Source organism: Lentisalinibacter salinarum, assembly GCF_040706555.1.
Lineage (GTDB): Bacteria > Pseudomonadota > Gammaproteobacteria > Steroidobacterales > Woeseiaceae > Lentisalinibacter > Lentisalinibacter salinarum.
On the sequence record NZ_JAPDRH010000002.1, the window covers coordinates 1,192,606 to 1,216,757 of the forward strand.

General features: G+C 69.9%; 21 protein-coding genes. 8 read left to right on the plus strand and 13 right to left on the minus strand.

Annotated elements, in window-relative coordinates; genetic code table 11:
- Positions 1-70: 70 nt before the first annotated feature.
- From ACJMKZ_RS08550 to ACJMKZ_RS08590, 9 genes are all read right to left on the minus strand, one after another.
- Positions 71-400, minus strand: a complete 330-nt coding sequence (locus ACJMKZ_RS08550) for a putative signal transducing protein (RefSeq protein ID WP_405232767.1) — start codon at positions 398-400, stop codon at positions 71-73.
- A 4-nt stretch (positions 401-404) separates the two neighbouring features.
- Entirely contained in the window at positions 405-1,184 is a 780-nt protein-coding gene (gene trpA, locus ACJMKZ_RS08555; RefSeq protein WP_405232768.1) for a tryptophan synthase subunit alpha, read from the minus strand.
- Entirely contained in the window at positions 1,171-2,436 is a 1,266-nt protein-coding gene (gene trpB, locus ACJMKZ_RS08560; protein ID WP_405232769.1) for a tryptophan synthase subunit beta, read from the minus strand. Before trpB ends, trpA begins: the two co-directional genes overlap by 14 nt.
- A gap of 30 nt (positions 2,437-2,466) precedes the next feature.
- Positions 2,467-3,087, minus strand: a complete 621-nt coding sequence (locus ACJMKZ_RS08565) for a phosphoribosylanthranilate isomerase (protein ID WP_405232770.1) — start codon at positions 3,085-3,087, stop codon at positions 2,467-2,469.
- Positions 3,084-3,944 (minus strand): indole-3-glycerol phosphate synthase TrpC, encoded by an 861-nt coding sequence (locus ACJMKZ_RS08570; protein ID WP_405232771.1) that lies wholly within the window; start codon positions 3,942-3,944, stop codon positions 3,084-3,086. The genes ACJMKZ_RS08565 and ACJMKZ_RS08570 overlap by 4 nt, the downstream gene beginning before the upstream one ends.
- A gap of 3 nt (positions 3,945-3,947) precedes the next feature.
- Positions 3,948-4,967, minus strand: coding sequence for an anthranilate phosphoribosyltransferase (gene trpD / locus ACJMKZ_RS08575; RefSeq protein WP_405232772.1), 1,020 nt, complete (start codon positions 4,965-4,967; stop codon positions 3,948-3,950).
- Positions 4,964-5,593 carry an anthranilate synthase component II gene (locus ACJMKZ_RS08580; protein ID WP_405232773.1) on the minus strand — a complete coding sequence of 210 codons (630 nt, stop codon included), beginning with the start codon at positions 5,591-5,593 and terminating at the stop codon, positions 4,964-4,966. Before ACJMKZ_RS08580 ends, trpD begins: the two co-directional genes overlap by 4 nt.
- Positions 5,594-5,595: 2 nt before the next feature.
- Complete coding sequence (locus ACJMKZ_RS08585) at positions 5,596-6,987, minus strand: anthranilate synthase component I family protein (protein ID WP_405232774.1); 1,392 nt, start codon at positions 6,985-6,987, stop codon at positions 5,596-5,598.
- A 226-nt stretch (positions 6,988-7,213) separates the two neighbouring features.
- Entirely contained in the window at positions 7,214-9,037 is a 1,824-nt protein-coding gene (locus ACJMKZ_RS08590) for an SLC13 family permease (protein ID WP_405232775.1), read from the minus strand.
- 293 nt (positions 9,038-9,330) lie between these two features.
- Here ACJMKZ_RS08590 and ACJMKZ_RS08595 point away from each other — a divergent pair, with 293 nt between their 5' ends.
- The 5 genes from ACJMKZ_RS08595 to ppc are packed head-to-tail and all read left to right on the plus strand — an operon-like array spanning position 9,331 to position 16,070.
- A complete protein-coding gene (locus ACJMKZ_RS08595) occupies positions 9,331-9,666 on the plus strand; it encodes a type 1 pili tip component (RefSeq protein ID WP_405232776.1) in 336 nt (111 codons plus the stop codon).
- A 22-nt stretch (positions 9,667-9,688) separates the two neighbouring features.
- Positions 9,689-11,503 (plus strand): ABC transporter ATP-binding protein, encoded by a 1,815-nt coding sequence (locus ACJMKZ_RS08600; RefSeq protein ID WP_405232777.1) that lies wholly within the window; start codon positions 9,689-9,691, stop codon positions 11,501-11,503.
- Positions 11,504-11,547: 44 nt separating this feature from the next.
- The gene (locus ACJMKZ_RS08605) at positions 11,548-12,813 is read left to right on the plus strand and encodes a TlpA disulfide reductase family protein (RefSeq protein ID WP_405232778.1); all 1,266 of its coding nucleotides are present in this window, start codon (positions 11,548-11,550) and stop codon (positions 12,811-12,813) included.
- Positions 12,814-12,823: 10 nt separating this feature from the next.
- A complete protein-coding gene (locus ACJMKZ_RS08610) occupies positions 12,824-13,306 on the plus strand; it encodes a YajQ family cyclic di-GMP-binding protein (protein WP_405232779.1) in 483 nt (160 codons plus the stop codon).
- A gap of 7 nt (positions 13,307-13,313) precedes the next feature.
- Complete coding sequence (ppc, locus tag ACJMKZ_RS08615) at positions 13,314-16,070, plus strand: phosphoenolpyruvate carboxylase (RefSeq protein WP_405232780.1); 2,757 nt, start codon at positions 13,314-13,316, stop codon at positions 16,068-16,070.
- 371 nt (positions 16,071-16,441) lie between these two features.
- On the opposite strand, the gene ACJMKZ_RS08620 is transcribed toward ppc, so the two are convergent.
- Both ACJMKZ_RS08620 and ACJMKZ_RS08625 read right to left on the minus strand, forming a co-directional pair.
- Positions 16,442-17,116: a nitroreductase family protein gene (locus ACJMKZ_RS08620; RefSeq protein WP_405232781.1), complete on the minus strand. Its 675-nt coding sequence runs from the start codon at positions 17,114-17,116 to the stop codon at positions 16,442-16,444.
- A gap of 31 nt (positions 17,117-17,147) precedes the next feature.
- Positions 17,148-17,597 carry a YcgN family cysteine cluster protein gene (locus ACJMKZ_RS08625; protein WP_405232782.1) on the minus strand — a complete coding sequence of 150 codons (450 nt, stop codon included), beginning with the start codon at positions 17,595-17,597 and terminating at the stop codon, positions 17,148-17,150.
- 143 nt (positions 17,598-17,740) lie between these two features.
- Between ACJMKZ_RS08625 and ACJMKZ_RS08630 the strand changes: the two genes are divergently transcribed.
- Positions 17,741-18,718, plus strand: coding sequence for a D-2-hydroxyacid dehydrogenase (locus ACJMKZ_RS08630; protein WP_405232783.1), 978 nt, complete (start codon positions 17,741-17,743; stop codon positions 18,716-18,718).
- A complete protein-coding gene (locus ACJMKZ_RS08635) occupies positions 18,719-20,143 on the plus strand; it encodes a cryptochrome/photolyase family protein (RefSeq protein WP_405232784.1) in 1,425 nt (474 codons plus the stop codon). It begins immediately after the preceding gene.
- Positions 20,144-20,277: 134 nt separating this feature from the next.
- Here ACJMKZ_RS08635 and ACJMKZ_RS08640 read toward each other — a convergent pair whose 3' ends face one another.
- On the minus strand, positions 20,278-22,767 hold the full coding sequence (locus ACJMKZ_RS08640) for an ABC transporter permease (RefSeq protein ID WP_405232785.1): 2,490 nt from the start codon (positions 22,765-22,767) through the stop codon (positions 20,278-20,280).
- On the minus strand, positions 22,767-23,450 hold the full coding sequence (locus tag ACJMKZ_RS08645; protein WP_405232786.1) for an ABC transporter ATP-binding protein: 684 nt from the start codon (positions 23,448-23,450) through the stop codon (positions 22,767-22,769). Before ACJMKZ_RS08645 ends, ACJMKZ_RS08640 begins: the two co-directional genes overlap by 1 nt.
- On the opposite strand from ACJMKZ_RS08645, the gene ACJMKZ_RS08650 reads away from it, so the two are divergent.
- The gene (locus ACJMKZ_RS08650) at positions 23,449-24,117 is read left to right on the plus strand and encodes an arylesterase (RefSeq protein ID WP_405232787.1); all 669 of its coding nucleotides are present in this window, start codon (positions 23,449-23,451) and stop codon (positions 24,115-24,117) included. The genes ACJMKZ_RS08645 and ACJMKZ_RS08650 overlap by 2 nt on opposite strands.
- The last annotated feature ends 35 nt before the right edge of the window (positions 24,118-24,152 follow it).

A 24,152-nucleotide genomic window follows, 5' to 3' on the forward strand; every position in this document is an offset into this window, starting at 1 on the left:
GGAAGGGCCCGCGCCCGGACCCGGTTCACAGAACGGGGCAGTCGCAGAACCTTCTGTTTTTACATAAGATTCAGGGCTCGGCCGGATCCCGGTCCTGTGGTCGGCCACAGCTCCAGCAGACGGCAAACTGGTACTCGTTCTCCTCGCCGCAGCGGCGGCAGCGCCAGCGGGGGCCGTCGTCCGCCTCGGCCCGGCGGGCCTCGCGGATGATCTCCTCCGCCCGCGCGGCCTCGAAGTCGTTGCGCACCCAGAGTTCCGGCCAGATCTCCGCATAGGGGATCTCGCCCATGACCGAGCCCATGTTCTCGTTCTTCAGGAAGCAGTCGATGCCCTCGCCCTCGAGCAGGTTGCGGTAGTGAGCGACGGTCACCAGGGATTCGGCCGCGTAGACCTTCTTCACCGGCTCACCCGGGGCCGGCCCTCAGCGATTCCAGGAACGCCGCTGGGTCGTCGTCCCGCTCCAGCACCTCCACCAGTGCGGAGCCGACGATGACACCGTCGGCATGCCGGCCGACTTCGGCCACCTGCTCCGCCGTGCGGATGCCGAAGCCGGCGCAAACGGGCAGGTCCGAGGCGTCACGCACCCGGTCCAGGTAGGCGCTGGTGTCCGCGGGCAGGGCGGCACCGCCGCCGGTGATCCCGCGCATGGTCACGGCATAGACGAATCCCCGGCTCGCGTCGCACAGCCGGGCCAGCCTGGCCTCCGGCGTCGCCGGCGTGACCAGTTGCACCAGCGCAAGGCCCGACTCGTCCAGCGGCGCCCCGAACTCCCGGCTCTCCTCCCAGGGCAGGTCCGGCACGATGAAGCCGGCCACCCCGGCTTCGATCGAACGGCTGGCGACGCGCTCGTAGCCGTAGGCCAGCAGCGGGTTCAAGTAGGACATGAGGATGACCGGCGCATCGATGCGGTCCCTGGCCTCCTCCAGGCGGTCGAAGATCCAGGTGAGGCTGACGCCCTGTTCCAGCGCACCGCGGCTGGAGCGCTGGATGGTCATGCCGTCGGCCATCGGGTCGGAGAAGGGCACGCCCACCTCCACGACATCGCCGACGGCAGCGATCGTGGCGAGATCATCCGCGAACCGGTCGGCTTTCGGGTAGCCCGCGGTCAGGAACGGGACCAGTCCGACGCGCCCTGCCGCGGTCGCCTCCCGGAGCGCCCGGGTAATGGTCTCATGAGGCTGCATCGCGGCTTCCTCCGATCGGATACTGGGTGAGCGTGGGCATGTCCTTGTCTCCCCGACCGGAATTGCCGATCAGGATGCGGGCGCCGGGATGGCTTGCCGCCCACTTGCGGGCCGCGGCAAAGGCGTGGGCAGTCTCGAGCGCCGTGAGGATGCCTTCCGCGGCACAGAGTTCGGCCAGCGCATCCAGCGCCTCGTCGTCGCTGGCGTTTTCATATTCCACCCGGCCGATCGCCTGCAGGAAGGCGTGCTCGGGCCCCACGCCGGAGTAGTCGAGGCCCGCGGACACCGAGTGGGTCTCCTGCACCTGGCCGTTCTCGTCCTGCAGGATCATCGTGTAGCAGCCCTGCAGCACGCCGGGCCGTCCCGTGGACAGGGTGGCCGAGTTCTCGCCCAGTCCGGTGCCCTTGCCGCCGGCCTCTACGCCGATCAGCCGCACGTCCTCATCGCCGATGAAGGGATGGAACAGGCCGATGGCGTTGGAGCCGCCGCCGACGCAGGCGAAGACAGCGTCGGGGAGCCCGCCGATCTCGATCATCTGCCGGCGCGCCTCCTGGCCGATGACCGCCTGCAGCTCGCGCACCAGGTAGGGGTAAGGATGCGGCCCCACCGCGGAGCCGAGCAGGTAGTAGATGCCCTCCGGATCCGACACCCAGTGCCTGAGCGCCTCGTCGATGGCGGCGCGCAGCGTCTGGTCGCCGCTCTCCACCGGGCACACCTCGGCGCCGAGCCGGCGCATGCGATCCACATTGGGGGCCTGGCGCACGATGTCCACGGCGCCCATGTAGACGCGGCAGGGCAGCCCCACCCGGGCGCAGGCGGCGGCCGAGGCCACGCCGTGCTGCCCGGCACCGGTCTCGGCGATCACCCGTTTGGCGCCGAGGCGCTTCGCCAGCAGCGCCTGGCCGATGGCGTTGTTGATCTTGTGCGCGCCCGTGTGCGCCAGGTCTTCCCGCTTCAGCCAGACCTCGGCGCCCCAGGCCTCGCCGAGCCGGCGCGCGCCGGTCAGCGCCGTCGGCCGTCCCACCCACTCCCGCAGTTCCCGCGCGTAGTCGGCCTGGAAGTCTTCCCGGGGCAGGATATCGCGGACGCCCTGCTCCAGCCGCTCCAGCGCCGGGACGAGGGTCTCCGGCACGTATCGGCCGCCAAATGGCCCGAAACGGCCGCGATCGTCGGGTAACTCTCTGTCGAGGAGTTTCCGCAGCAGGGCGGGTGCCTCGCTCGCTGCGATCAATTCGTTCGTGGCTTCGCTCATGTGGCCTCACTCATCCTGTGTCCTCATTCTCTACCCCGGTACCCGCTGATCCCACCGACGGACACGTTCCACGAAGGCGGCGATCCGCACCGGATTCTTATACCCCGGCGCCCGCTCCACGCCGCTGGACACGTCCACGCCCCAGGGCGCGACGGCGGCCAGCGCCTCCTCCACGTTGTCCGGCGACAGCCCGCCGGCCAGCACCAGCTCGGCCCGGGCGGCCAGCGCCGCGGCCACCGACCAGTCGGCCCGCTCCCCGGTGCCGCTGCGCGCGCCCTCGAAGAGGAAACGTGTGGGCATCTTCGCCGAACCGGACGCCAGGTCCTGGTCATCGTCCCTGTACACCGGCAAACGGGCGCAGGCATCGGGCAGCTCCAGCGCGGCGAAATCCCCCGCATCGGTCTGGAGCCAGTCGGGGGCGAAGCCGTCCCGCACCGCGGCCCACTCCTCGGGACCGGGATGTCGCATCACGGCCACCCGGATCACCCGCCGGTCCAGCCCCTCGCAGAGCCGCCGGGCCTCGCCGGGCAGCACCCGCCGTGGCGATTCGGCGAACACGAAACCCACCGCGTCGGCGCCCGCCTCGGCGGCCGCCTGCACGGCCTCGCGGCTGGTCAGTCCGCAGATCTTCACCCAGGTACTCACGCTCACTCGCCCAGCGCCGCCCGCCCGGCGTCGCGCATCGTGCGTACCAGCTGGCCGGGCCGCCGGTCCTGCATGAGCGCGGTACCCACCAGCGCGAGTCGGTAGCCGGCCGTCGCCAGCCGCACCGCATCGGCCGGCACCTGCAAACCGCTCTCGGCCACCGCCGGCGCCGCGTGGGGCAGCAGAGGTGCCAGTGCTTCCAGCCGGCTGTCGTCCACCTCCAGGGTGCGCAGGTCACGGCTGTTCACGCCGATGAGCAGGCGTCCGTCGTTGCCGCGCTCGTGAAAGCGGGGCTCGTCCAGCAGTCTGCCGCAGCGCTCCAGCTCGCCGGCATCGAAGCATTCCAGCAGCACGAACAGCTGCAGGTCCTCCGCCAGGTCGAGCATGTCGGCGAGCGCCTCGTCGTCGAGCAGTGCGGCGATCAGCAGCACGCCGCCCGCACCGGCCGCCCGGGCCTCCAGCAACTGGTAGGAATCCACCAGGAAATCCTTGCGCATGGCCGGGATGCCCCGCGGCGTCAGGGCGGCGGCCACCCGCTCCAGGTGGCCGAGATCACCGCCGAAGCGGGACGGCTCCGTCAGCACGGAGACCGCCGCGGCACCGCCCTCGGCGTAGATCTCCGCGCGGGCGACGTCGTCGTGGACGGCGCCTGCCAGGTCGACACCCACATTGACACCGAGGGCGCCGTCCCGGGGCGAGCGGTGCTTGATCTCGGCGATGATGTCGAAACGGTCCAGCACCAGGCCCGGGGGCGGTTCCCCGTCGGCGATGCGCTTGCGGAGCTCGTCGGCTGGAACCTCCCGCCGCGCCGCCTCGCAGCGCAGGCGGCTCGCCGCCGCCATCTCACGCAGGAAATCTGCCATGGCTCAGCCCCCGAAGCCCCGCAGACCGCTCAGTACCCGCGCCGCGCGGCCGTCATCGAGGGCGGCGGCGGCCATGGCCACGCCCTCCTCCGGCCCGGCGGCCTCGCCCGTCACCTCCAGCACCAGCGAGGCACCGAGCAGCAGCGCGTCCCGGTGGGGACCGCGGTCCTCGCCGGAAAACACGTCGCGGATGGCGGCGGCGTTCGTTTCGGCATCGCCGCCGGCCAGGTCTTCGGGGGCACAGCGTGGGAGGCCATAGTCCTCGGGCTGCCGGCGGGTCTCGGCGATGCGGCCTGGCGTGACGTCCAGCAGCAGAAACTCCCCGCAGGGGGTGGCCTCGTCCCAGCCGGGCTCGCCATGCACCACGAAGGCGCGCTCGATCTCCATGCCGGCCAGCGTCGCAGCCATGAGCTGCGCCGCCTCCTCGCTGAAGGCGCCTATGAGGTGGTAGGGCGGGGCAGCCGGGTTGGCCAGCGGCCCGAGCAGGTTGAACACCGTGCGCACGCCCATGGCGCCGCGGATGGGGGCGATGGCCTTCATGGCCGGATGGTAGTAGGGGGCGAACAGGAAGGTGAAGCCTGTCGCCTCCAGGCACTCCACCGCGGCGGCTTCGTCCAGCGGCAGCGTGAGGCCCAGAGTCTCCAGCACGTCGGCGCTGCCGCAGCGCGAGGACACCGAGCGATTGCCGTGCTTCACCACCCGGGCGCCGCAGGCGGCGGCGAGCAGGCCGGTGCCGGTGGACAGGTTCAGGCTGCCGGAGCCGTCACCGCCGGTGCCCACCGTGTCTACGGTGGGCGCGCCGGGCGGGATGCCCGGATCCCGGGCGAGTTCGCGCATGGCGGCAGCGAAGCCCCGGATCTCCTCCGCGGTCTCGCCCTTCGCGCGCAGCCCGGCCAGCAGGGCGCCGGCGAGCGCCTGGGGATAAGCATCCTCCGCCAGCGCGTGCATCAGCCCGTGCGCCTCCTGCTCCGAGAGGTGCTCGCCTTCGAGCAGGCGCTCCAGCAATCGGCTGCCCTCGCTCAACGCTCCGCTCCCGGCCGCCGTTCGATGAAATTGCGCATGAGGTGGTCGCCCTCCGGTGTCAGCACGCTCTCGGGATGGAACTGCACGCCCTCCAGCGGCAGCTCCCGGTGGCGCACGCCCATGATCTCGTCCTGCTCGGTGCGCGCCGTCACGATCAACGCGTCGGGAACGGTCTCCGCTTCGGCGCACAGGGAATGATAGCGGCCGGCCTCGAACGGCTGGGAGAGGCCGCGGTAGACGCCCTGGCCGTCGTGGCTGACCGCCGAGGTCTTGCCGTGCATCAGACGACCCGCGCGTACGATGCGGCCGCCGAAATGCTGCACCAGGCACTGATGGCCCAGACACACGCCGAGCACGGGCACGCGGCGCTCGAAGGCGGCGATCATGGCCAGCGAGACGCCGGCATCCTCCGGTCGGCCCGGCCCCGGGGAGATCACCAGGTGAGTCGGCTCGAGCGCCAGCCCTTCCTCCACGGTGATGCAGTCGTTGCGATAGACGTGCACGTCGGCGCCCAACGCCGCGAAGGCCTGCACCAGGTTGTAGGTGAAGGAATCGTAGTTGTCTATGAGCAGGATCCTCGCCGCGGCCTGCCCGCGACTGCCGTCGGCTATGCCCCTGACCAGCATGACTAGAGCCCCTCCTTCGCCATGTCCAGTGCCCGGCGGAGGATGGCGCTCTTCGCCATCACCTCCTCGTACTCGCGCGCCGGCACGCTGTCGGCCACCAGGCCCGCGCCGGCCTGGAAGCGGTACTGGCCGTCGCGGAACACCATCGTGCGGATCGTGATGGCCTGGTCCATGTCGCCGCCGTGGCCGAAATAGCCCACCGTGCCTGCGTACAGGCCGCGGCCCACCGGCTCCATGGCGTCGATGATCTCCATGGCCCGGACCTTCGGCGCACCCACCAGCGTGCCTGCCGGGAAAGCGGCGGCGAACAGATCGAACGCATCCCGGTCCTCCGCCAGCGTTCCCTGCACGCCGCTCACGATGTGCATGACGTGGCTGTAGCGCTCGATGGAGAGGTACGGATCCACGTGTACACTGCCGGCCTCGGCGACGCGGCCGAGATCGTTACGGGCGAGGTCCACCAGCATCACGTGTTCGGCGATCTCCTTGGGGTCGGCCAGCAGCCGCTGCTCGTTGGCCCGGTCTTCGGCCGTGGTCGCTCCGCGCGGCAGGGTGCCGGCGATGGGTCGGAGAGAGGCCCGCCGCCCGTTCAGCCGCACCAGCGCCTCCGGCGAGGAGCCCACCACCTGCAGGTCGCCGAGATCCACGAAGAAGAGATAGGGAGAGGGGTTCAGCAGCCGCAGCGCGCGGTAGGCCTCGAAGGGCGAGACCGTGCTGGCGCCCGAGAAGCACACCGACAGGACGATCTGGTAGATATCGCCGGCCGCAATGTGCTCCTTGGCCTGCTCCACCGCCGCCATGTAATCCTCCGGCGAGACGCTGGCGGTGGCATCCTCCACCCGGCCGCCGGCCTCCTGGGCGTCCTGCGGCACGGCACCCCGCAGCCGGCCGATCACCTCCGTGCGCAGCGCCCGCCGCTCGGACTCGGAGCCCGCGTGCAACAGGGCGGCCCGACGGGTGAGGTGATCGAACACCAGCAGGGACTCCGGCGCCACGTAGGCGGCCAGCGGCATGCCCTCCTGGACCGGCGGACCGTCCGGCAGACGCTCGAACCAGCGCACCAGGTCGTAGCCGGAGACGCCGACCAGTCCGCCGGTGAACGGCAGCTCTTCGGCCTCCGGCGCAAGCCGGGGCACGCCGGCCAGCGCCTGGCGCAGGCCGTCGAGCAGTTCATCCCGGCCCCGGGGCAGCGGCCGCGACTCGCCGTCCACCCGGAAACCGTCGGCATCCAGCCGCACCTCGCGGCCCGGCCCGAAACCGAGGAAGGAATAGCGCGCCAGACGCTCTCCGCCCTCCACGCTCTCGAGCAGGAAACGCGGGCCGAGATCCGCCAGCTTCAGCCAGGCCGATACCGGCGTGTCCAGATCGGCGGTTATGTCGAAGGGGCCCTGCATGTCTGTCCCGGTCTCCCTTGGATTGGTCTCGTGTCAAAAAAAAACCCATCCCCACGGTGCTGCGGAGATGGGTTTTCGGTTGTCCTGTCTGGTGAACGCTAGCCGGCTACCCTCTCCCGGAGAGGCCGCCACCACCAGATGCCGATTGCGTTCGGAGCGTTCATGACCGTCGGGAGTATCCACGGCCCCCGGCGGAGGGTCAAGCGCCACGGGCTCCGCACTGGCCTCACAGGCCGTAGAGCAGCGGCAGCACCAGGGAGAAGCCGAGCCACATGATCAGCGTCAGCGGGATGCCCACCCGCAGGAAATCCGAGAACTTGTAGCCGCCGGCACTCAGGATCAGCAGGTTGGTCTGGTAGCCGATCGGCGTGGCATAGCTCATGTTGGCACCGAACAGCACCGCAAGCACGAAAGGCAGCGGATCCGCGTTCAGCTGCTGGGCGATGCTGATGGCGATGGGCGTGCCGATCACCGCCGCGGCATTGTTGCTGACCACGTTGGTCAGCACGGTCATGATCAGCATGAACGCGCTCAGGATGAACGGTATCGGCATGGCGTCGGTGATGTCCACGAACTCGTGGGCGAGGTAATAGGCCATGCCGGTCTGCATCAGCGCGCCGCCGAGCCCGAGGCTCGCGACGATGATCAGGACGACCGGGCGGCTCAGCGCATCGCTGGTGTCGCGCCAGGTGAGGCAGTTCGAGGCCAGCATCAGGCCGACGCCCGCCAGCGCGCTCACCGAGATCGGCAGCAGCCCGAACGCGGCGGTCAGTACCACGAAGGCCATGATGGCGAGCGCCCGCTTGGCCCGATGGGTGTGCGGCAGCGAGGTGGTGCCGTCCAGCACGAGCATGCTGCCGCTCGCTTTCAGCGTCTCGATCGCCTTGCGCGGGCCCTGCACCAGCAGCACGTCGCCGGCGCGCAGGCGCACCGAGCCGATGTCGGAGGTCAGCCGCGAAGCCGGCATGCGCGCCCGGTGCAGCGCCAGCGGCAGCAGGCCGCTGGACTGGGCGAAACGCGAATCCGCCAGCGTGCGGTGATGCAGCGGCGAGCCGCGGGTGACCACCACCTCGGCCAGCTGTTGTCCCTTCGAGTCGTCTCCCGTCTGCTCCTTGCCGCCCATCCCGTGCAGGGTGGCCCCCAGCTCCCGCTCGTACTCCTTCAGGTTGTCCGGCGTGTCCTTCACGAACAGCCGGTCGCCGGGCTGCAGCTTCACCGAGGGCAGCTTGGCGACGAACAGGGACTCGCTGCGCCGGATGCGGTCGACCCGCATGCGCCCGCCTGTGCGCGCCAGCACCTCCGAGAGGGTCTTGCCGGCGGCGAAGCTGTCCTCGTCCACGTGCAGCTGGGCGCTGAAGACCCGCGGCGACGTGTCCTCCAGGGGCGGCACGCGCTCCGGCACGAGCCGCGGGCCCGCCAGCCACAGGAACAGGATGCCGACGGCGCCGACGATGGCCACCGGCAGCGCGAAATCGAACATGTCCAGCCGGGCCTGGCCCAGATCGGCGGCAATGCCGACCACCAGCAGGTTGGTCGAGGTGCCGATGGTCGTGGACATGCCGCCGAGGATGGTGGCGAAGCCCATCGGCATCAGCACGCCGGACACCGGCACCTTCGAGCGCAGCGAGGCCGCCACCAGGATGGGGAGCAGCAGCACGACGATGGGCGTGTTGTTCAGGAAGGCGCTCAGCACGGCACCGGCCACCAGGGTGAGCAGCAGCGCGATCATCGGCCGGGCCTTCCAGGCCGCGGCTATCGCGCTCGCCAGCGGCTGCAGCGCGCCCGTGGTCTCCAGGCCCTTGCCCACGATCATGAGGGCGCACACCGCCACCAGCGCCTCGTTGCCGAAGGCGCCGAAGAAATCCGCCGGACCGAGCAGCCGCTCGCCGTCGGACGTGTACGGGAAGATCTGGAACAGCAGTATGAGCGCGACCAGGATGCCGAGGCTCGAGCTCTCCAGAGGAATGTTGTCGCGCGTGAACAGGATCAGCGCGATCACGGTCAGTACGAGGACCGCTATGCCGTGGGCATCGGGCGTGAGTGTTTCCAAACCGTCCTCGCAACGTCAACCAGCAATGCGGCCGCCCCGTCGGGGGATCGCCGAGTATACGGGACCGCCCCCACGGCCGGACCGGGGAGTTTCTCACATCCGCTCCGCGGGCAGGACCACCCCGCGGACGGAAGCTGACACGCGGCAGCATGGCGGCGCCGGCGGGATTTGGGCCTCGATCGGGTTTCTGCTATGGTCGCGGCGAGTCCGCCGCGGCGCATCACCGCTGCCCGGCCGGCGCCTGGCCACCCTTGCAGGGCCACCCTTGTGGCCGCCCCTTCAGGAGTCCGCCCATGAGCTTCAAGCAGCTGCTGGAAACCTGGCAGAAGACGCCCCGTGTCATCCGGACCGAGAAGGAGTATGCGGTCCGCCTGCCGCTGGAGGACGCGGCCCGGCTGCACGCCCTGGAGGAGTTGTTCGGGGGCCCCGAACTGGAGCAGATCATCACCGACCTGCTGGGTGCGGCCCTCGACGAGCTGGAGGCCGCGATGCCCTACGAGCCCGGCGAACGCGTCATCCGCGAGGACGAGCAGGGCGACCCCATCTACGAGGACGCCGGCCTGACGCCGCGCTTCATCGAACTCGCCCGCAAGCATCTGCGCGCCCTGGAGAGCGCCGGCAGCGACTGAGCCGAACGGCTCGCCCGCACCCATGTCCCGCAGCACCGACGACGCCTGGGGCGCTCCCGGCGTCGGCGTATTCCGTTACAGCCGCCGGGCGATCGAACTCGTCTGGAGCACCTCCCGCCCGCTGACCGTCTGGCTGGGGCTGGCCACCGTGGCGGCCGGCCTGCTGCCGGCGGCGGTCGCCTGGGTGGGCCAGCAGATCGTGGACTCCGTGGTGGCGGCGATGCAGTCCGGTGGCGGCTACCGCGAGGCGCTCACCTGGGTGGCAGTGGAAGGCGGGCTGCTGGTGCTCACGGCCGCCAGCCAGCGCTCCATCTCGCTCTGCCAGTCCCTGCTGCGCGCCCGACTGGCGCAGCGGGTGAACACCATGATCCTGGAGAAGGCCCTGACGCTGTCGCTGGACCAGTTCGAGGATTCCGAGTTCTACGACAAGCTCACCCGGGCCCGGCGCGAGGCCTCCAGCCGGCCGCTGAGCCTCGTGAACCGCACGTTCTCGCTGGCGCAGAACGGCATCTCCCTGGTCAGCTACGCCGTGCTGCTGGTCCAGTTCTCGCCCTGGGCGGTGTTGCTCCTGGTGCTGGCCGGACTGCCGGCGTTTGTGGCCGAGACCAAGTTCTCCGGCGACGCATTCCGCCTGTTCCGCTGGCGCTCGCCGGAGTCGCGCATGCAGATGTACCTGGAGACCGTGCTGGCCCGGGAGGACCACGCCAAGGAGGTGAAGCTGTTCCGCCTGGGCCCGCTGCTGCTCGATCGCTACCGGGACATCTTCCGGCGCTTGTACCGCGAGGACCGGCGCCTCACCATCCGCCGCGAGACCTGGGGCTTCTTCCTCGGCCTCATCGGCACGGCGGCGTTCTACGGCGCCTACGCCTGGATCGCCGTAAGCACCGTGGACGGCAGCATCACCCTCGGCCAGATGACCATGTACCTGCTGCTGTTCAAGCAGGGGCAGAGCGCGGTCGCCGCCAGCCTCACCGCCATGGGCGGCATGTACGAGGACAACCTCTACCTCTCCAACCTGTACGAGTACCTGGAGCAGCCGGGCACCGTCGCCGGGGGCGAGCGCACGGCGGGGGAGGCGCCCGGCGACGGCATCCGCCTCGAGGGCGTGGGCTTCACCTACCCCGGCAACGAGACCGCGGCGCTCACGGGCATCGACCTGCACATCGCCCCCGGGCAGAGCCTGGCCCTGGTCGGCGAGAACGGCGCCGGCAAGACGACGCTGATCAAGCTCATGACCGGCCTGTACCGGCCCACCGAGGGGCGCATCCTGCTGGACGGCACACCGCTCGCCGAGTGGGACCCGGACGCGCTTACCCGCCGCTTCGGCGTGATCTTCCAGGACTTCGCCCGTTACCAGTTCACGGTGGGCGAGAACATCGGCGCCGGCGACGTGGATCATTTCGTGGACGAAGAGCGCTGGCGCGAGGCGGCGGGCCTCGGGCTCGCCGACGCCTTCATCGAGCGGCTGCCGGCCGGCTACTCGAGCCAGCTCGGCAAGTGGTTCCGGGACGGCCAGGAACTGTCCACGGGCCAGTGGCAGAAGATCGCGCTGGCCCGGGCGTTCATGGACCGTGGCGCCGACATCCTCATCATGGACGAGCCCACCGCCTCCATGGACGCGGCCGCCGAGGCCGCCATGTTCGAGCATTTCCAGGAGCTCGCGGCCGGGCGCATCACCATACTGATCTCCCACCGTTTCTCCACGGTGCGCCGCGCGGACCGTATCCTCGTAATCCAGCACGGCCGCGTCACCGAGGCCGGCAGCCACGAAGAGCTGATGGCGCTGGGCGGGCACTACGCTACACTGTTCTCCCTGCAGGCCGAGGGCTATCTGTGAGCCGCCGCCGGCCGGAGATGACACCGTTGCACGGAGCCGAATACATGCCGAGGTTTGGGAGAGCGCTGCTGGCGGCACTGGCCCTCGCGCTGGTGGCGGGCTGCGGCGAGAAGCGCACCGACGCACCGTCCGAGCCGCCGCTCGGTGCCTGGCGTGCCTGGCTAGAGCTGCCCGGCGGCCGTGCGCCCTTCGGCCTGGAGCTGGGCCGCGACGGCGCCGGCCACCGCGCCACGCTGATCAACGGGCAGGAACGGGTGCGCGTGCCCGAGGTCGCCGTCGCCGACGGCCGGATCACGCTCACGTTCCCGGCCTACAACAACCGCATCGAGGCGGAGTGGGCAGAGGGTCGGCTGACCGGCACGCTCACCCTGGTGAAACGCTATGGCAAGGAACAGCGCATCCCCTTCGCTGCCGTGCCCGGCACCGCGGCATCCAGCCAGCCCCACGCCACGGCGGAAGTGGACGTCTCCGGGCGCTGGGAGGTGAGCTTCACAGAGCCTGACGGCAACCAGCATCCGGCCGTCGGCGAGTTCGCCCAGCGCGGCAACCGGCTGTTCGGCACGTTCCTCACCGAGACCGGCGACTACCGCTACCTGGAAGGCACGGTGCGCGGGCGCGAGGTGACCCTGTCCAAGTTCGACGGCGCCCACGCGTTCCTGTTCAAGGCAGTGGAAGAAGAGGGCCGCCTGACCGGCCGCTTCTGGTCCGGCACCGAGTGGCAGGAGACATGGTCGGCCGTGCGCAACCCGCGGGCTACGCTGGCGGACGCCCGGCGGCTCACCTTCCTGAAACCCGGCTACGAGCGCTTCACCTTTACCTTCCCGGATACGGACGGCAAGCCGGTCTCGCTGGACGACGAGCGCTTTCGCGGCAAGGTTGTGGTGGTGACGCTGGCGGGCAGCTGGTGCCCGAACTGCCACGACGAGGCCGCGTTCATGGCGCCGCTCTACAAGCGGCTGCGCGGCCAGGGTCTGGAGGTGGTCGCACTGATGTACGAGCACCTGGAGGACTTCGATGCGGCCGCAGCCCAGGTGGAGAAGTTCCGGCGGAAGTTCGGCATCGAGTACACCACGCTGATCGCGGGCATCTCGGACAAGACGGAGGCGGGCAAGACCCTGCCGGCGCTGAACCACGTGCTCGCTTTCCCCACCACCATCTTCATCGGCCGGGGCGGGCGCGTGCGCCAGATTCATACCGGCTTCCAGGGCCCGGGCACGGGCGAGCATTACGAGCAGCTGACCCGGGAGATGACCACCTTCATCGAGGACCTGCTGGCCGAGCCCGTGCCGGCAGACCGGGACGCAGCCTGAGGAGGGCCACATGCCATCGTTCGACGTCGTCTCCGAAGTGGACATGCACGAGGTTACCAACGCGGTGGACCAGGCCAACCGGGAGGTCGCCAACCGCTTCGACTTCAAGGGCACCGGCGCGAAGTTCGAGCAGGAGGAGTCGGCCATCCGCCTGCGCGCGCAGGTGGAATTCCAGCTGCAGCAGATGATGGACATCCTGCGCCAGAAACTCGCCAGGCGCGGTATCGACGTCGCCTGCCTGGAGGCGGGCGAGGTCGAGGAGAGCGGCAGCGAGGCGCGCCAGACCGTGACGCTGCGCCAGGGCATCGACTCGGCGCTGGCGAAGAAGATCGTCCGGCTCATCAAGGACTCGAAGATGAAAGTGCAGGCCTCCCTCCAGGGGGATAAGGTCCGCATCAACGGCAAGAAGAGAGACGACCTGCAGGCGGCGATCGCGCTGCTGAAGGAGGCCGACATCGACCTGCCGCTCCAGTACGAGAACTTCCGCGACTGACCCGCCCGTGAGCGAACCAGCCGACAGCGGCAAGGGGGGGCTGCGCCGCAGCGAGATCGTCTTCGCCCGCAAGGACCGGGCGCTGCGCGACGACGTGCGTACCCTCGGCCGGCTGATCGGCGAACTGCTCCGCGAGCAGGGCGGTGAGTCGCTGTACGAGCTGGTGGAGAGCGCCCGGCGCATCTCCATCCGCCGCCGCGAGGGCGACCGGGAAGCCGCCGCCGAACTCACGGACCTGGTGCAGGCGCTGCCGCCGGACACCGCACGGGACGTGATCCGCGCCTTCTCCACCTACTTCGAGCTGGTCAACACCGCGGAAAAGGTGCACCGCATCCGGCGACGCCGGGACTACCTGCGCGACGAGGACACCTTCCAGCCCGGCGGCCTGGAGTATGCCCTGCGGGATCTGCACGACGCCGGCGTCAGCAACGCGGATCTCGACACGCTGCTGCATCGTCTGCGCATCCAGCCGGTGTTCACGGCCCACCCCACCGAGCCCACCCGGCGTACCATCCTGCGCAAGGAGCAGAACATCGTCCGCCATCTGGTGGACATGCTGAACCCCACGCTGACGCCCCAGGAGGAGCGCACCGCGCTCGCCTCGATCCGCGCCGAGGTCACCACCATCTGGCAGACCGAGGAGCACCCCTCCGAGAGCATGACCGTCGCCGACGAGCTGGAGCACGTGCTGTTCTTCCTCACCGACGTGCTCTACCGAGTGCTGCCGCCGTTCTACGAGAGCCTGGAGGACGCCATCGGCGCCGTCTACGGGCAGGAGACGCTCGACAACGTCGAGATACCGGATCTCATTTCCTTCGCCTCCTGGGTCGGCGGCGACATGGACGGCAATCCCAACGTGGGCGCGAAGACCATCCGCGATACGCTGACCCGGCAGCGCTCCCTGATACTGGACCTCTACTACCGGGAGTGCGGCCGCCTGTCCGGCAAGCTCAGCCAGACGGTGTCCCGCGTGGGCGTGGCGCCCGCCATCCTGGAACGCATCGAGGTCTACCGGGGGCACTTCCCGCACGCCTGGCACGCAGTGCCCGCCCGCCACCGGGAGATGCCCTACCGGATGTATCTCCGCCTCGTCCAGGAACGGCTGCAGTCCACCTACGACGACAGCGCCTTCCCCTACGAATCTGCGCAGGAGTTCGAGGCGGACATCCGCCTGATCGCGACCAGCCTGCGCGCGAACCGGGGCCGCCATGCCGGGCTGTTCGCGACACGCCGGCTGCTCCGGCGCATCCGCACCTTCGGTTTCCACCTGCTGACCCTGGACGTTCGCCAGGACGCGCTGGTACACCGGGAGGTGGTGGGCCGCTGCCTGGACATCGAGGACTGGCTGGAGTGGACGCCGGAGGCGCGCGCGGACCGGATCCGCGAGGCGCTGCAGGACCGGGAGCTGCCGAAGGCCGATAGCACCGACACCCGCATCCGCAAGACCCTGGCCGTGTTCCAGGCCATCTCATTCTGCCGGCGCAAGTACGGCAGGCGGGCCATCGGTCCGTTCATCGTCAGCATGACCCAGGGCGCCGACGATGTGTTGTCCGTGCTGCTGCTGGCCCGCTGGGGCGATCTGGCGTCGAAGGGCGGCAAGGTGCCGCTGGACGTGGCACCACTGTTCGAGACCGTCGACGATCTCAGGAACGGCACCCGCATCATGCAGGAACTGCTGGCCGACGAGGTCTACCGCAAGCACCTCGCCCACCGCGGCGACGAGCAGATGATCATGGTCGGCTATTCGGACAGCAACAAGGACTCGGGCCTCGCCTCGGCGCGCTGGGCACTCTACGAGGCCCAGGCGGACCTCGTGCGCGAACTCGACAGCGAGGATTGCGACATCACGCTCTTCCACGGGCGCGGCGGCACCACGAGCCGGGGCGGCGGCAAGACTCACGCGGCTGTACTGGGCGCGCCGGCGGACACCATCCGCGGCCGCCTGCGTGTCACCGAGCAGGGCGAGATCATCAACGAGAAATACGGCCTTCGTGGCATCGCGCTACGGACGCTGGAGCAGCTGATGGCCTCGGTCTCCATCGCCACCGCCAACCCGGAGCGCACCACGCCGGAACCGGACGAGTGGCGGCAGATGATGGACACGGTGGCCGTCGAGAGCCGCAAAGTCTACCGCGGGCTCGTCTACGAGCGGCCCGGGTTCTTCGACTACTTCCGTTGCGCCACTCCCATCGACGTCATCGAGCGCATGCGCATCGGCTCGCGGCCGTCGTCGCGGCGCAAGCAGCGGGGCATCCAGGACCTGCGCGCCATCCCCTGGGTATTCGCCTGGACCCAGAGCCGGCACATCCTGCCGGGCTGGTTCGGCTTCGGGAGCGGGCTGCGGGCGGCCATCGAGATTCACGGCGAAGAGGCCTTCACCGCCATGACCGGGCAATGGTTCTACCTGCAGTCGCTGCTCGCCGACGTGGAGATGGTGCTGGCGAAATCCGACATGACCATCGCCTCGCGCTACTCGGAGCTCGCCGGCACGCTGCACGAAAAATTCTTCCCCGTGATCCGCGAGGAATTCGATTTGACCCGGGAGATGGTGCTGAAACTCACGGGCAACGCGAACCTGCTGGAGAAGGACAAGACCATGCAGCGGGCCATCATGCTGCGCAATCCCTACGTAGACCCCATGAGCCTGCTGCAAGTGGATCTCCTGGCCCGCTGGCGCGCGAAGGAGCGGGGCGACGACGAATTGTTCGCGGCGCTGCTGGCCAGCGTGAACGGCATCGCGCAAGGGCTGCAGAACACGGGGTGATCCCCGTTCTTTCCTGGCCGCCCTGCGGGGGTATCCATCTTGCTCCCGACAAAAGGTCGCGGCGATGGATACCCCCGCATGACGGCCGCCTCGCGGTGGCGTGAAGGCGCTGCCAGTCAGCAACGCCTTCTGACTGGTGCCAGGCCTACCGGCTACGGGCCCGTCAGCGGGTCGGTAAGGGTTGCGGGGTCTTCCTGTATGCGGCACGGCTTCGATGGGCATGTAGGAGGGGCTTCAGCCCCGATCAGCGCTCGGCTATCACAGGCGAATGTCGGGGCTGAAGCCCCTCCCACAGTGAGCGTCCCCGCGAGCCTTATCCACCCGATGGCGGGCCAGCGACAAAAGAAACCGGGTCGGGCCTGAAGGCCCTCCTACACGTCGTTGTAGGTGACGAACTCTTCCAGCTTCTTGCGGCGGATGTCCGGCACTCGGGCGTCCTTGCCGGGGTAGCCGGTCACCAGCAGCAGGAACGGCCGCTCGCGCTTCGGGCGCTCCAGGATCTCGTTCAGGAAGCCCATCGGGCTGGGCGTGTGCGTGAGCGTGGCCAGGCCGGCGTGGTGCAACGCCGTGATCAGCATGCCGGTGGCGAGACCCACGGACTCCTGGGGGTAGTAGTGCTTCACCCTGGTGCCGTCCTCCAGGTGACCGTATTTCTGCACGAAGACGGCGATCAGGTAGGGCGCTTTCTCGAGAAAAGGCTTCTCTGCATCGGTGCCCAGCGGCGCCAGTGCCTGCAGCCACTCCTCTGGCGCGCGGCGCTGGTAGAACTCCCGCTCCTCGGCCTCCGCGGCCTCGCGGATGCGGCGCTTGGTCTGCGGGCCGCTGACGACGACGAAGTGCCAGGGCTGGCGGTTGGCGCCGCTGGGCGCGGTGCCGGCGGCACGCAGGCAGTCGTCGATGATCTGCCGCGGGACGGCCCGGGACGAGAAATCCCGCACGCTGCGCCGTCGCTCGAGTTCCTCGTGGAAGCGCCGCGCCCGGTCGCGCATGTCGGCGACGGGGAACTCCCGGTAGGCGGGCAGCGGGATGAATCGGGCATCGGCCATCGCTGTCTCCTCGCGCCGCCTGCGGCGCCCGTCAGGGCCCGGACCCGCCGGGCAGGGGGATCATGTCGCACTCCGGATCCGGCTCGCCGTGCTCGTTCTCGGACACGGCCCAGGCACGCACGGAGATGCCGGCCTCGTGGACGGTCTCCGGATCGCCGCTGACCAGCGGATGCCACCAGGCGAGGCCGTGGCCCTCGCTGATGCGCCGATACGCGCACGACCGGGGCAGCCAGGCCATCCCGTCCAGCGAATCCGGGCTCATCACGAGACAGTCGGGCACGCGCTCGGAGCGGTTCGCGTAGTCCGAGCAGCGGCAGTTGCCGAGTTCCAGCAGCCGGCAGGCCACCCGGGTGTAGCGCACCTCGCCGGTGTCGATGTCCTCCAGCTTGTGCAGGCAGCAGCGCCCGCAGCCGTCGCATAGCGACTCCCACTGTTCGCGGGTCATCGCCGCCAGCGGCGTCGTCTCCCAGAACGGTTTCACGCCCGTGCCCGTCCCGGCCGACCCGGAAGTACCGCTACCGCTGTCAGTGCTCCGTCCAATTCCCTGTGCCACTGGCTCCGCCTCTCGCTGGCCTCGGATCGGGCCACGGTTGCTAAACTAATCGTTTTCGCCCGGCCATCACAATGAGCAATAGCCCCAAAGCCGACGCCGTATTCCTCGACCTGGACACGATGGGTGCCGGCGACCTGGACATCGCCCCGCTGGCGGACGCGGTCGGCGGCAGCCTGGAGGTCCACGGCGCCACCGAGCCCGAAGAGGTCGGCCGCCGCATTGCAGACGCCAGACTGGTCTTCCTGAACAAGGTGAAGCTGGGCCGTGCCGAGATCGAGAGCGCGAACCGGCTGGGCTTCGTGGGTCTCACCGCCACGGGCGTGGACAACATCGACCTCGAGGCGGCTGGCGAGCGGGGCGTCGTCGTCGCGAACATCCGCGACTACTGCACCCAGTCCGTGGTGCAGCACGTCATGGGCGTCATGCTCTCGCTCACCCACCGGCTCGCCGAGTACACGGCGCTGGTCGCCGCCGGCGATTGGCAGCAGGCGGGCAATTTCTGCCTGCTCGACTATTCCATCCGGGAACTGGCCGGCAGGCGTCTCGGCATCGTCGGCTACGGCGCGCTCGGCCGCGGCGTAGCCCGCATGGGCGAGGCGCTGGGGATGGAGGTGCTGATCAGCGAACGCCCGGGCGCGGACTCCCTGCGGCGGGGCCGCCGGCCTTTCGAGGAGGTGCTCACGGAGGCCGACGTGCTCAGCCTGCATTGCCCGCTCACGGAAGATAACCGGGGAATGATCGGCGCCGGCGAACTGGACCGCATGAAGCCGGATGCGGTGCTGATCAACACCGCCCGCGGCGCGCTGGTGGACACCGGCGCACTGGCGGCGGCACTCGCCGACGGGCGCATCGCGGGCGCCGGCATCGACGTGCTGCCCCAGGAGCCGCCGGTGGACGGCGACCCGCTGCTCGACTACCGGGGCGACAACCTGATCCTCACCCCCCACATTGCCTGGGCGGCCCGGGAGTCCCGGCAGCGCGCCATCGAGGAACTCGCCGCCAACGCCCGTGCCTGGCTGGCCGGCGAATCCCGCAACCGGGTGAACTGAGTGTCGGCCGGCACTGCGCTCGTCTGGTTCCGCCGGGACCTGAGGCTTTCGGACAACCCGGCCCTTCGCCGCGCGGTGGACGAGAACGAAACCGTCGTCCCCGTCTTCATCCACGACGATGACGAGGGCGAGTGGGCGCACGGCGCCGCCTCGCGCTGGTGGCTGCATCACAGCCTGACCGCGCTGGACGAAGCGCTGCGTCGGAAGGGCAGCCGGCTGGTCATCCGCCGCGGCGAACCGCTGGCCGTGCTGCGCAAACTCGCCGGCGACACCGGAGCCGACGCGGTGTACTGGAACCGCCTCTATGACCCCCACCTCGTAGAGCGGGACAGCCGTGTGAAGGAGGGGCTGGCCGAGTCCGGCATCCGCGCCCGCAGCGAGAAGGCGGCGCTGTTGCTGGAGCCCTGGGAGATCGCCACCGGCAGCGGCGACCCCTACCGTGTATTCACGCCCTTCTGGCGGCGGGCCCGGCAGGAGCTGCCGCCGCCGGAGGCGCTGGAGGCGCCGCACACTGCGCGGCCGCCGGATTCCTGGCCCGGCTCGCTGGACCTCGCCGAACTCGGCTATCTGCCGCGCATCGACTGGGCGGGAGGCTTCCGCGAGCACTGGACTCCGGGCGAGGCCGGCGGCCGACGGCGCCTGGAGACCTTCGCCGACGGCGCGCTGCGCGACTATGACGAGACCCGGGACATCCCGGCCGTGGACGGCGTCTCCCGGCTCTCACCCCACTTCCACTTCGGCGAGATTTCCCCCCGCCATGCCTGGCACCGCATCGCGGCCCGGGCGGAGGATTATCCCGACGGCACCGAGGCCTGGCTGCGCGAACTCGGCTGGCGGGAGTTCGCCCACCACGTGCTCTACCATTTCCCGCGCACGACCAACGAGCCACTGTACGAGAAGTACCGGGACTTCCCCTGGCGGCAGGATGGCGAGGACATGCTGGAGGCCTGGCAGCGGGGCCGCACCGGCATACCCGTCGTCGATGCCGGCATGCGGGAGCTGTGGCACACCGGCTGGATGCACAACCGGGTGCGTATGATCGTCGCTTCGCTGCTGGTGAAGAACATACGCCTGCACTGGCTGGAGGGCGCACGCTGGTTCTGGGACACGCTGGTGGATGCCGATCTGGCCAACAACACCATGGGCTGGCAATGGTCGGCGGGCTGCGGCGCCGACGCCGCGCCCTATTTCCGCATCTTCAACCCGGTACGCCAGGGCGAGCGCTTCGACGGCAACGGCAGCTACGTGCGCCGCTGGGTCCCGGAACTGGAGAACCTGCCTGACCGCTACGTCCACGAGCCCTGGAAGCTGCCGGCTGACGAGGCCCGCCGCATCGGTTTCAAGCCTGGCGAAGACTACCCCCGGCCGATCGTGGACCTGAAGCAGTCCCGCAAGGAAGCCCTCGAGGCCCTCAAATCGGTGTAAGCCATGTAGGAGGGCCTTCAGGCCCGATCCCGCCTTCTTTTGACGTTGGCCCGGCATCGGGTGGACCAGAGTCGCGACCTTTTGTCGGGAGCAAGATGGATACCCCCGCAGGGCGGCCAGGAAAGAAAGAGTAATCAGGCGCGGCGCAGCGTGTTGACCGGCGGCGCGTTCACCGCACCGCGGGCGGCCAGCGTGCCGCTGATGCCCACCAGCAGCATGCCGGCGACCATCCCGGCCACCCACAGCACCGGATCCACGGTGTAGTCCAGGTCGAACAGCCGTTTTGCCGCGAGCATGCCGAGGACCGTCGCGCCGGCCGCTGCGAATATGCCGGCGAGCAGGCCGAGCGCCAGGAACTCCGAGGCGAGACCCGCCATCACCGTCCGGCGCTTCGCGCCGAAGGTGCGCAGCAGAGCGCTCTCGTAGCGGCGTTCGTCCAGGGTGGCCTGGACCGCAGCGAACAGCACGACCAGCCCGGCCAGCAGGGTGAACAGGAAGACGTACTGCACCGCCAGTGCCGCCTTGTCGATGACGCCCCGCACCTGTGCGATGAGCGCCTGGATGTCGATGACCGAGATACTGGGATGGCTGCGCACCAGCTCCAGCAGCACGCCCTTGCTGTCCGGGTCGATGTAGAAGCTGGAGATATAGGTCTTCGGGTAGCCCTCCAGCGCCCCCGGCGAGAGCACCATGAAGAAGTTGGGCTCGAAGGAATCCCACTGGATCTCGCGAATACTCGCCACTTCGGCGGTGAGGGGCTCGCCCGCCACCAGGTAGGACAGCTCGTCGCCGAGCCCCACGCCCAGCTCCTCGGCGGCATCCGCTTCCATGGACACCAGCGGCGGACCGTCGTAGCCGGGCGGCCACCAGCTGCCCGCCACCACCCGGTTGCTGGCGGAGAGCTCGCCGGTGAACGACAGGTTCTGCTCCCGCTCCGACATGCCCCGGCCCCGCTCGTCCTCGAAACTAATCTCGCCGATGGGCGTACCGTTGATGGCCGTCAGCCGGGCGCGCACCAGCGGCACGAACTCCGGCTCCTCGATGCCGGCGCCGCGGAGGATGTCGGCTACGCTCGCCCGGTCGTCCGGCTGGGTGTTGATCAGGAAGTGGTTCGGCGCGTCCTCGTCCAGGGTGGCGCGCCAGCCGGCCAGCAGGTCGTTGCGCACGAGGGTCAACAGCAGCAGGACCATCAGCCCGAGGCCGAATGCCACCACCTGTACCGCGCTGTCGCCGCCGCGGCGGGCGACGTTCGCGAGTCCGTAGCGCCAGGCGACGCCCACCCGGCCCCGCATCCGCGACAGGGCGAGCACCAGCAGACGCCCGGCCAGATAGAGCACGGCGGCTATGACCGCCGTACCGCCGAGTACCAGCACCAGCAAGGCGACGTCGCGCACCGCCCAGTAGACCAGCCCCGTCAGCGCACCGAGCGCGGCCAGCGTGGTGAGCCAGGCGGCGGGGGGCGGCGGCGTCATGTCCCGGCGCAGCACGCGCAGCGGCGGCGTGCTCTTCAGGCGCATCAGCGAAGGCAACGCGAAGCCGAGCAGCAATATCAGCGACGTACCCACCCCGAGCGCCACCGGCGTCAGCGAGGGCGCCGGCAGGTCGCTGCCGATGAGGCCGGCGAGCAGCCGCGACAGCCCGCTTTCGGCCACGAAACCTATGCCCGCGCCGACCAGGCCGGCGGCCAGCCCGATCATCAGAAGCTGCAACAGCGAGACCCGGAATATGAACGACTGGGACGCGCCCAGGCTCTTCATCAGGGCCACCGAATCCAGCCGCCGTTCCGCATAGCGCCGACCGGACATGGCCACGGCGACGGCCGACAACAGCAGGCTCACCAGCGAGGCCAGCGAGAGGAATCGCCCGGCCCGCTCGACTGCCGCGTTCAGCTCCTCGCCCGCATCGCCCCGGTCCTCGAGCCGCACCGTGTCGGGCAGCCGGTCCAGCCACTCCGCGACGAAGCGGCGCACCGCCTCCCGGTCGCCGGCGAACAGCTGCGCGTGGCTCACCCGGCTGCCGGTCTGCACCAGGCCGGTCGCGGGCACCTCGTCGAGGTTCATCAGCAGGCTGGGCGCGAGGCCGGCGAAGCCGGGCGTCTGGTCGGGGCGGTAGGTCAGCACGGCATCCACCGTCAGCGTGGACGCGCCCACCTCAACCCGGTCGCCTACCCGGGCGCCGATGCGGGCGAGCAGCGCGTCGTCGGCCCACACGGTGCCCGGCGGCGGCAGGCCGTCGACGGTGCGCTCGGCGCCGAAGATCTCGTCGGCGATGCGCACGGCGCCGCGCAGGGGATAGCCCGGCCCGACGGCCTTGATGGTCGCCAGCGCATTACGCTCGCCGGCGAACACCACGCTCGGAAAGGTCAGCGTCTCGGCCGTCTCCAGCCCCAGTTCCCGGGCGGAGGCGAGGGGTGCCTCGTCCATCTCCCGGGCCGAGCGCAGCCGGATGTCGGCGGCAAGTACCTCGGCGGCCTGCAGGGACACCGCCTGGGCGATGCGGTCGGTGAGGAACCCGATCGCCGTGAGGGAGGTCACCGCGATGGCCAGCGCGGCAGCCAGCACGATCAGCTCGCCGGAGCGCGCCTCGCGCCGGAGCGCCGTGAACGCAAACGCGACAGTCTTCATCACTGCCCGACCAGGCGTCCCGCCTCCAGCGACAGGCGGCGGTCGCAGCGCCCGGCCAGCGGCTCGTCGTGGGTGACGAGCACCAGCGTCGCCTCCGACTCGCTGTTCAGACGGAACAGCAGGTCGATGATGCGCTCGCCGGTGGCCGCGTCCAGGTTGCCGGTGGGCTCGTCGGCGAACAGTACGGCCGGATTCGTAGCGAAGGCGCGGGCGATGGCCACCCGCTGCTTCTCCCCGCCCGAGAGCTGATTCGGGTAATGGCCCTTGCGGGCGGCCAGGCCCACCTCGGCGAGGATGGCTGCGGCCCGCTCCCGGGCATCCTCGGCCCCGTCGAGCTCCATCGGCAGCATCACGTTCTCGATGGCCGTGAGCGAGGGCACCAGGTGGAACGACTGGAAGACGAAGCCCACGCGGGCGGCGCGCACCGCGGCGCGGCCGTCCTCGTCCAGCGCCGAGAGCTCCCGGCCCTCCAGCCACACCCGGCCGGACGTGGGCGTGTCCAGACCGGCGAGCAGGGCCAGCAGCGTGGACTTGCCGGCGCCCGACGGACCGACGATCGCCACCGACTCCGCACGGCCGATGGCGAAACTGACGTCGTCCAGAATGGTCAGACTTCCTTCCGGACTGGTAACCTTTTTGCTGAGATGCTCGGCGACGAGCGCCGCATTCGAATCCACTGACATGAAGAAGCTCTTCCTGACCCTGCTGCTGGTATTCGGCGTACCGGCCATTGCGGATGTTTCCCTCGCGGATATCGCCCTGGCGGACACTGCCCGGAGCCATATCGCAGACGCGCCGCCGCCCACCGTTCTGGTGCTGGGCGACAGCCTCAGCGCCGGCTACGGCCTCACGGTGGAGGAATCCTGGGTGTCGCTGCTGGCCTCGCGGCTCGCGCAGGAAGGGTACGGGCATCGGGTCGTCAACGCCAGCGTGAGCGGCGACACCACCTCCGGCGGACTGGCGCGCCTCGGCCCGGCGCTCACGCGCCACGAGCCGGAGCTGGTGATCATCGAGCTCGGCGGCAACGACGGGCTGCGCGGGCTGCCCCTGGACGTGGTGCGATCCAACTTCGAGGCCATGATCGAGCAGAGCCGGGAGGCCGGCGCCGAGGTGGTGCTGCTCGGCATGCGCATCCCGGTCAACTACGGGCCCCGCTACGCCGAGAGCTTCCATGCCCTGTACGGCGAGCTGGCCGAGACCTACGACCTGGAATGGGTGGAGTTCTTCCTGGACGGCGTTGCCCTGGATGACGGGCTCATGCAGGCCGACGGCATCCACCCCAACGCCGAGGCCCAGCCGCTGATGCTGGATAACGCCTGGCCGGCGGTCTCGGCGGCGCTGGCGGAGTGATGGCGGGCCGAAGCCCGGCACCCGCTTGCCCGCCT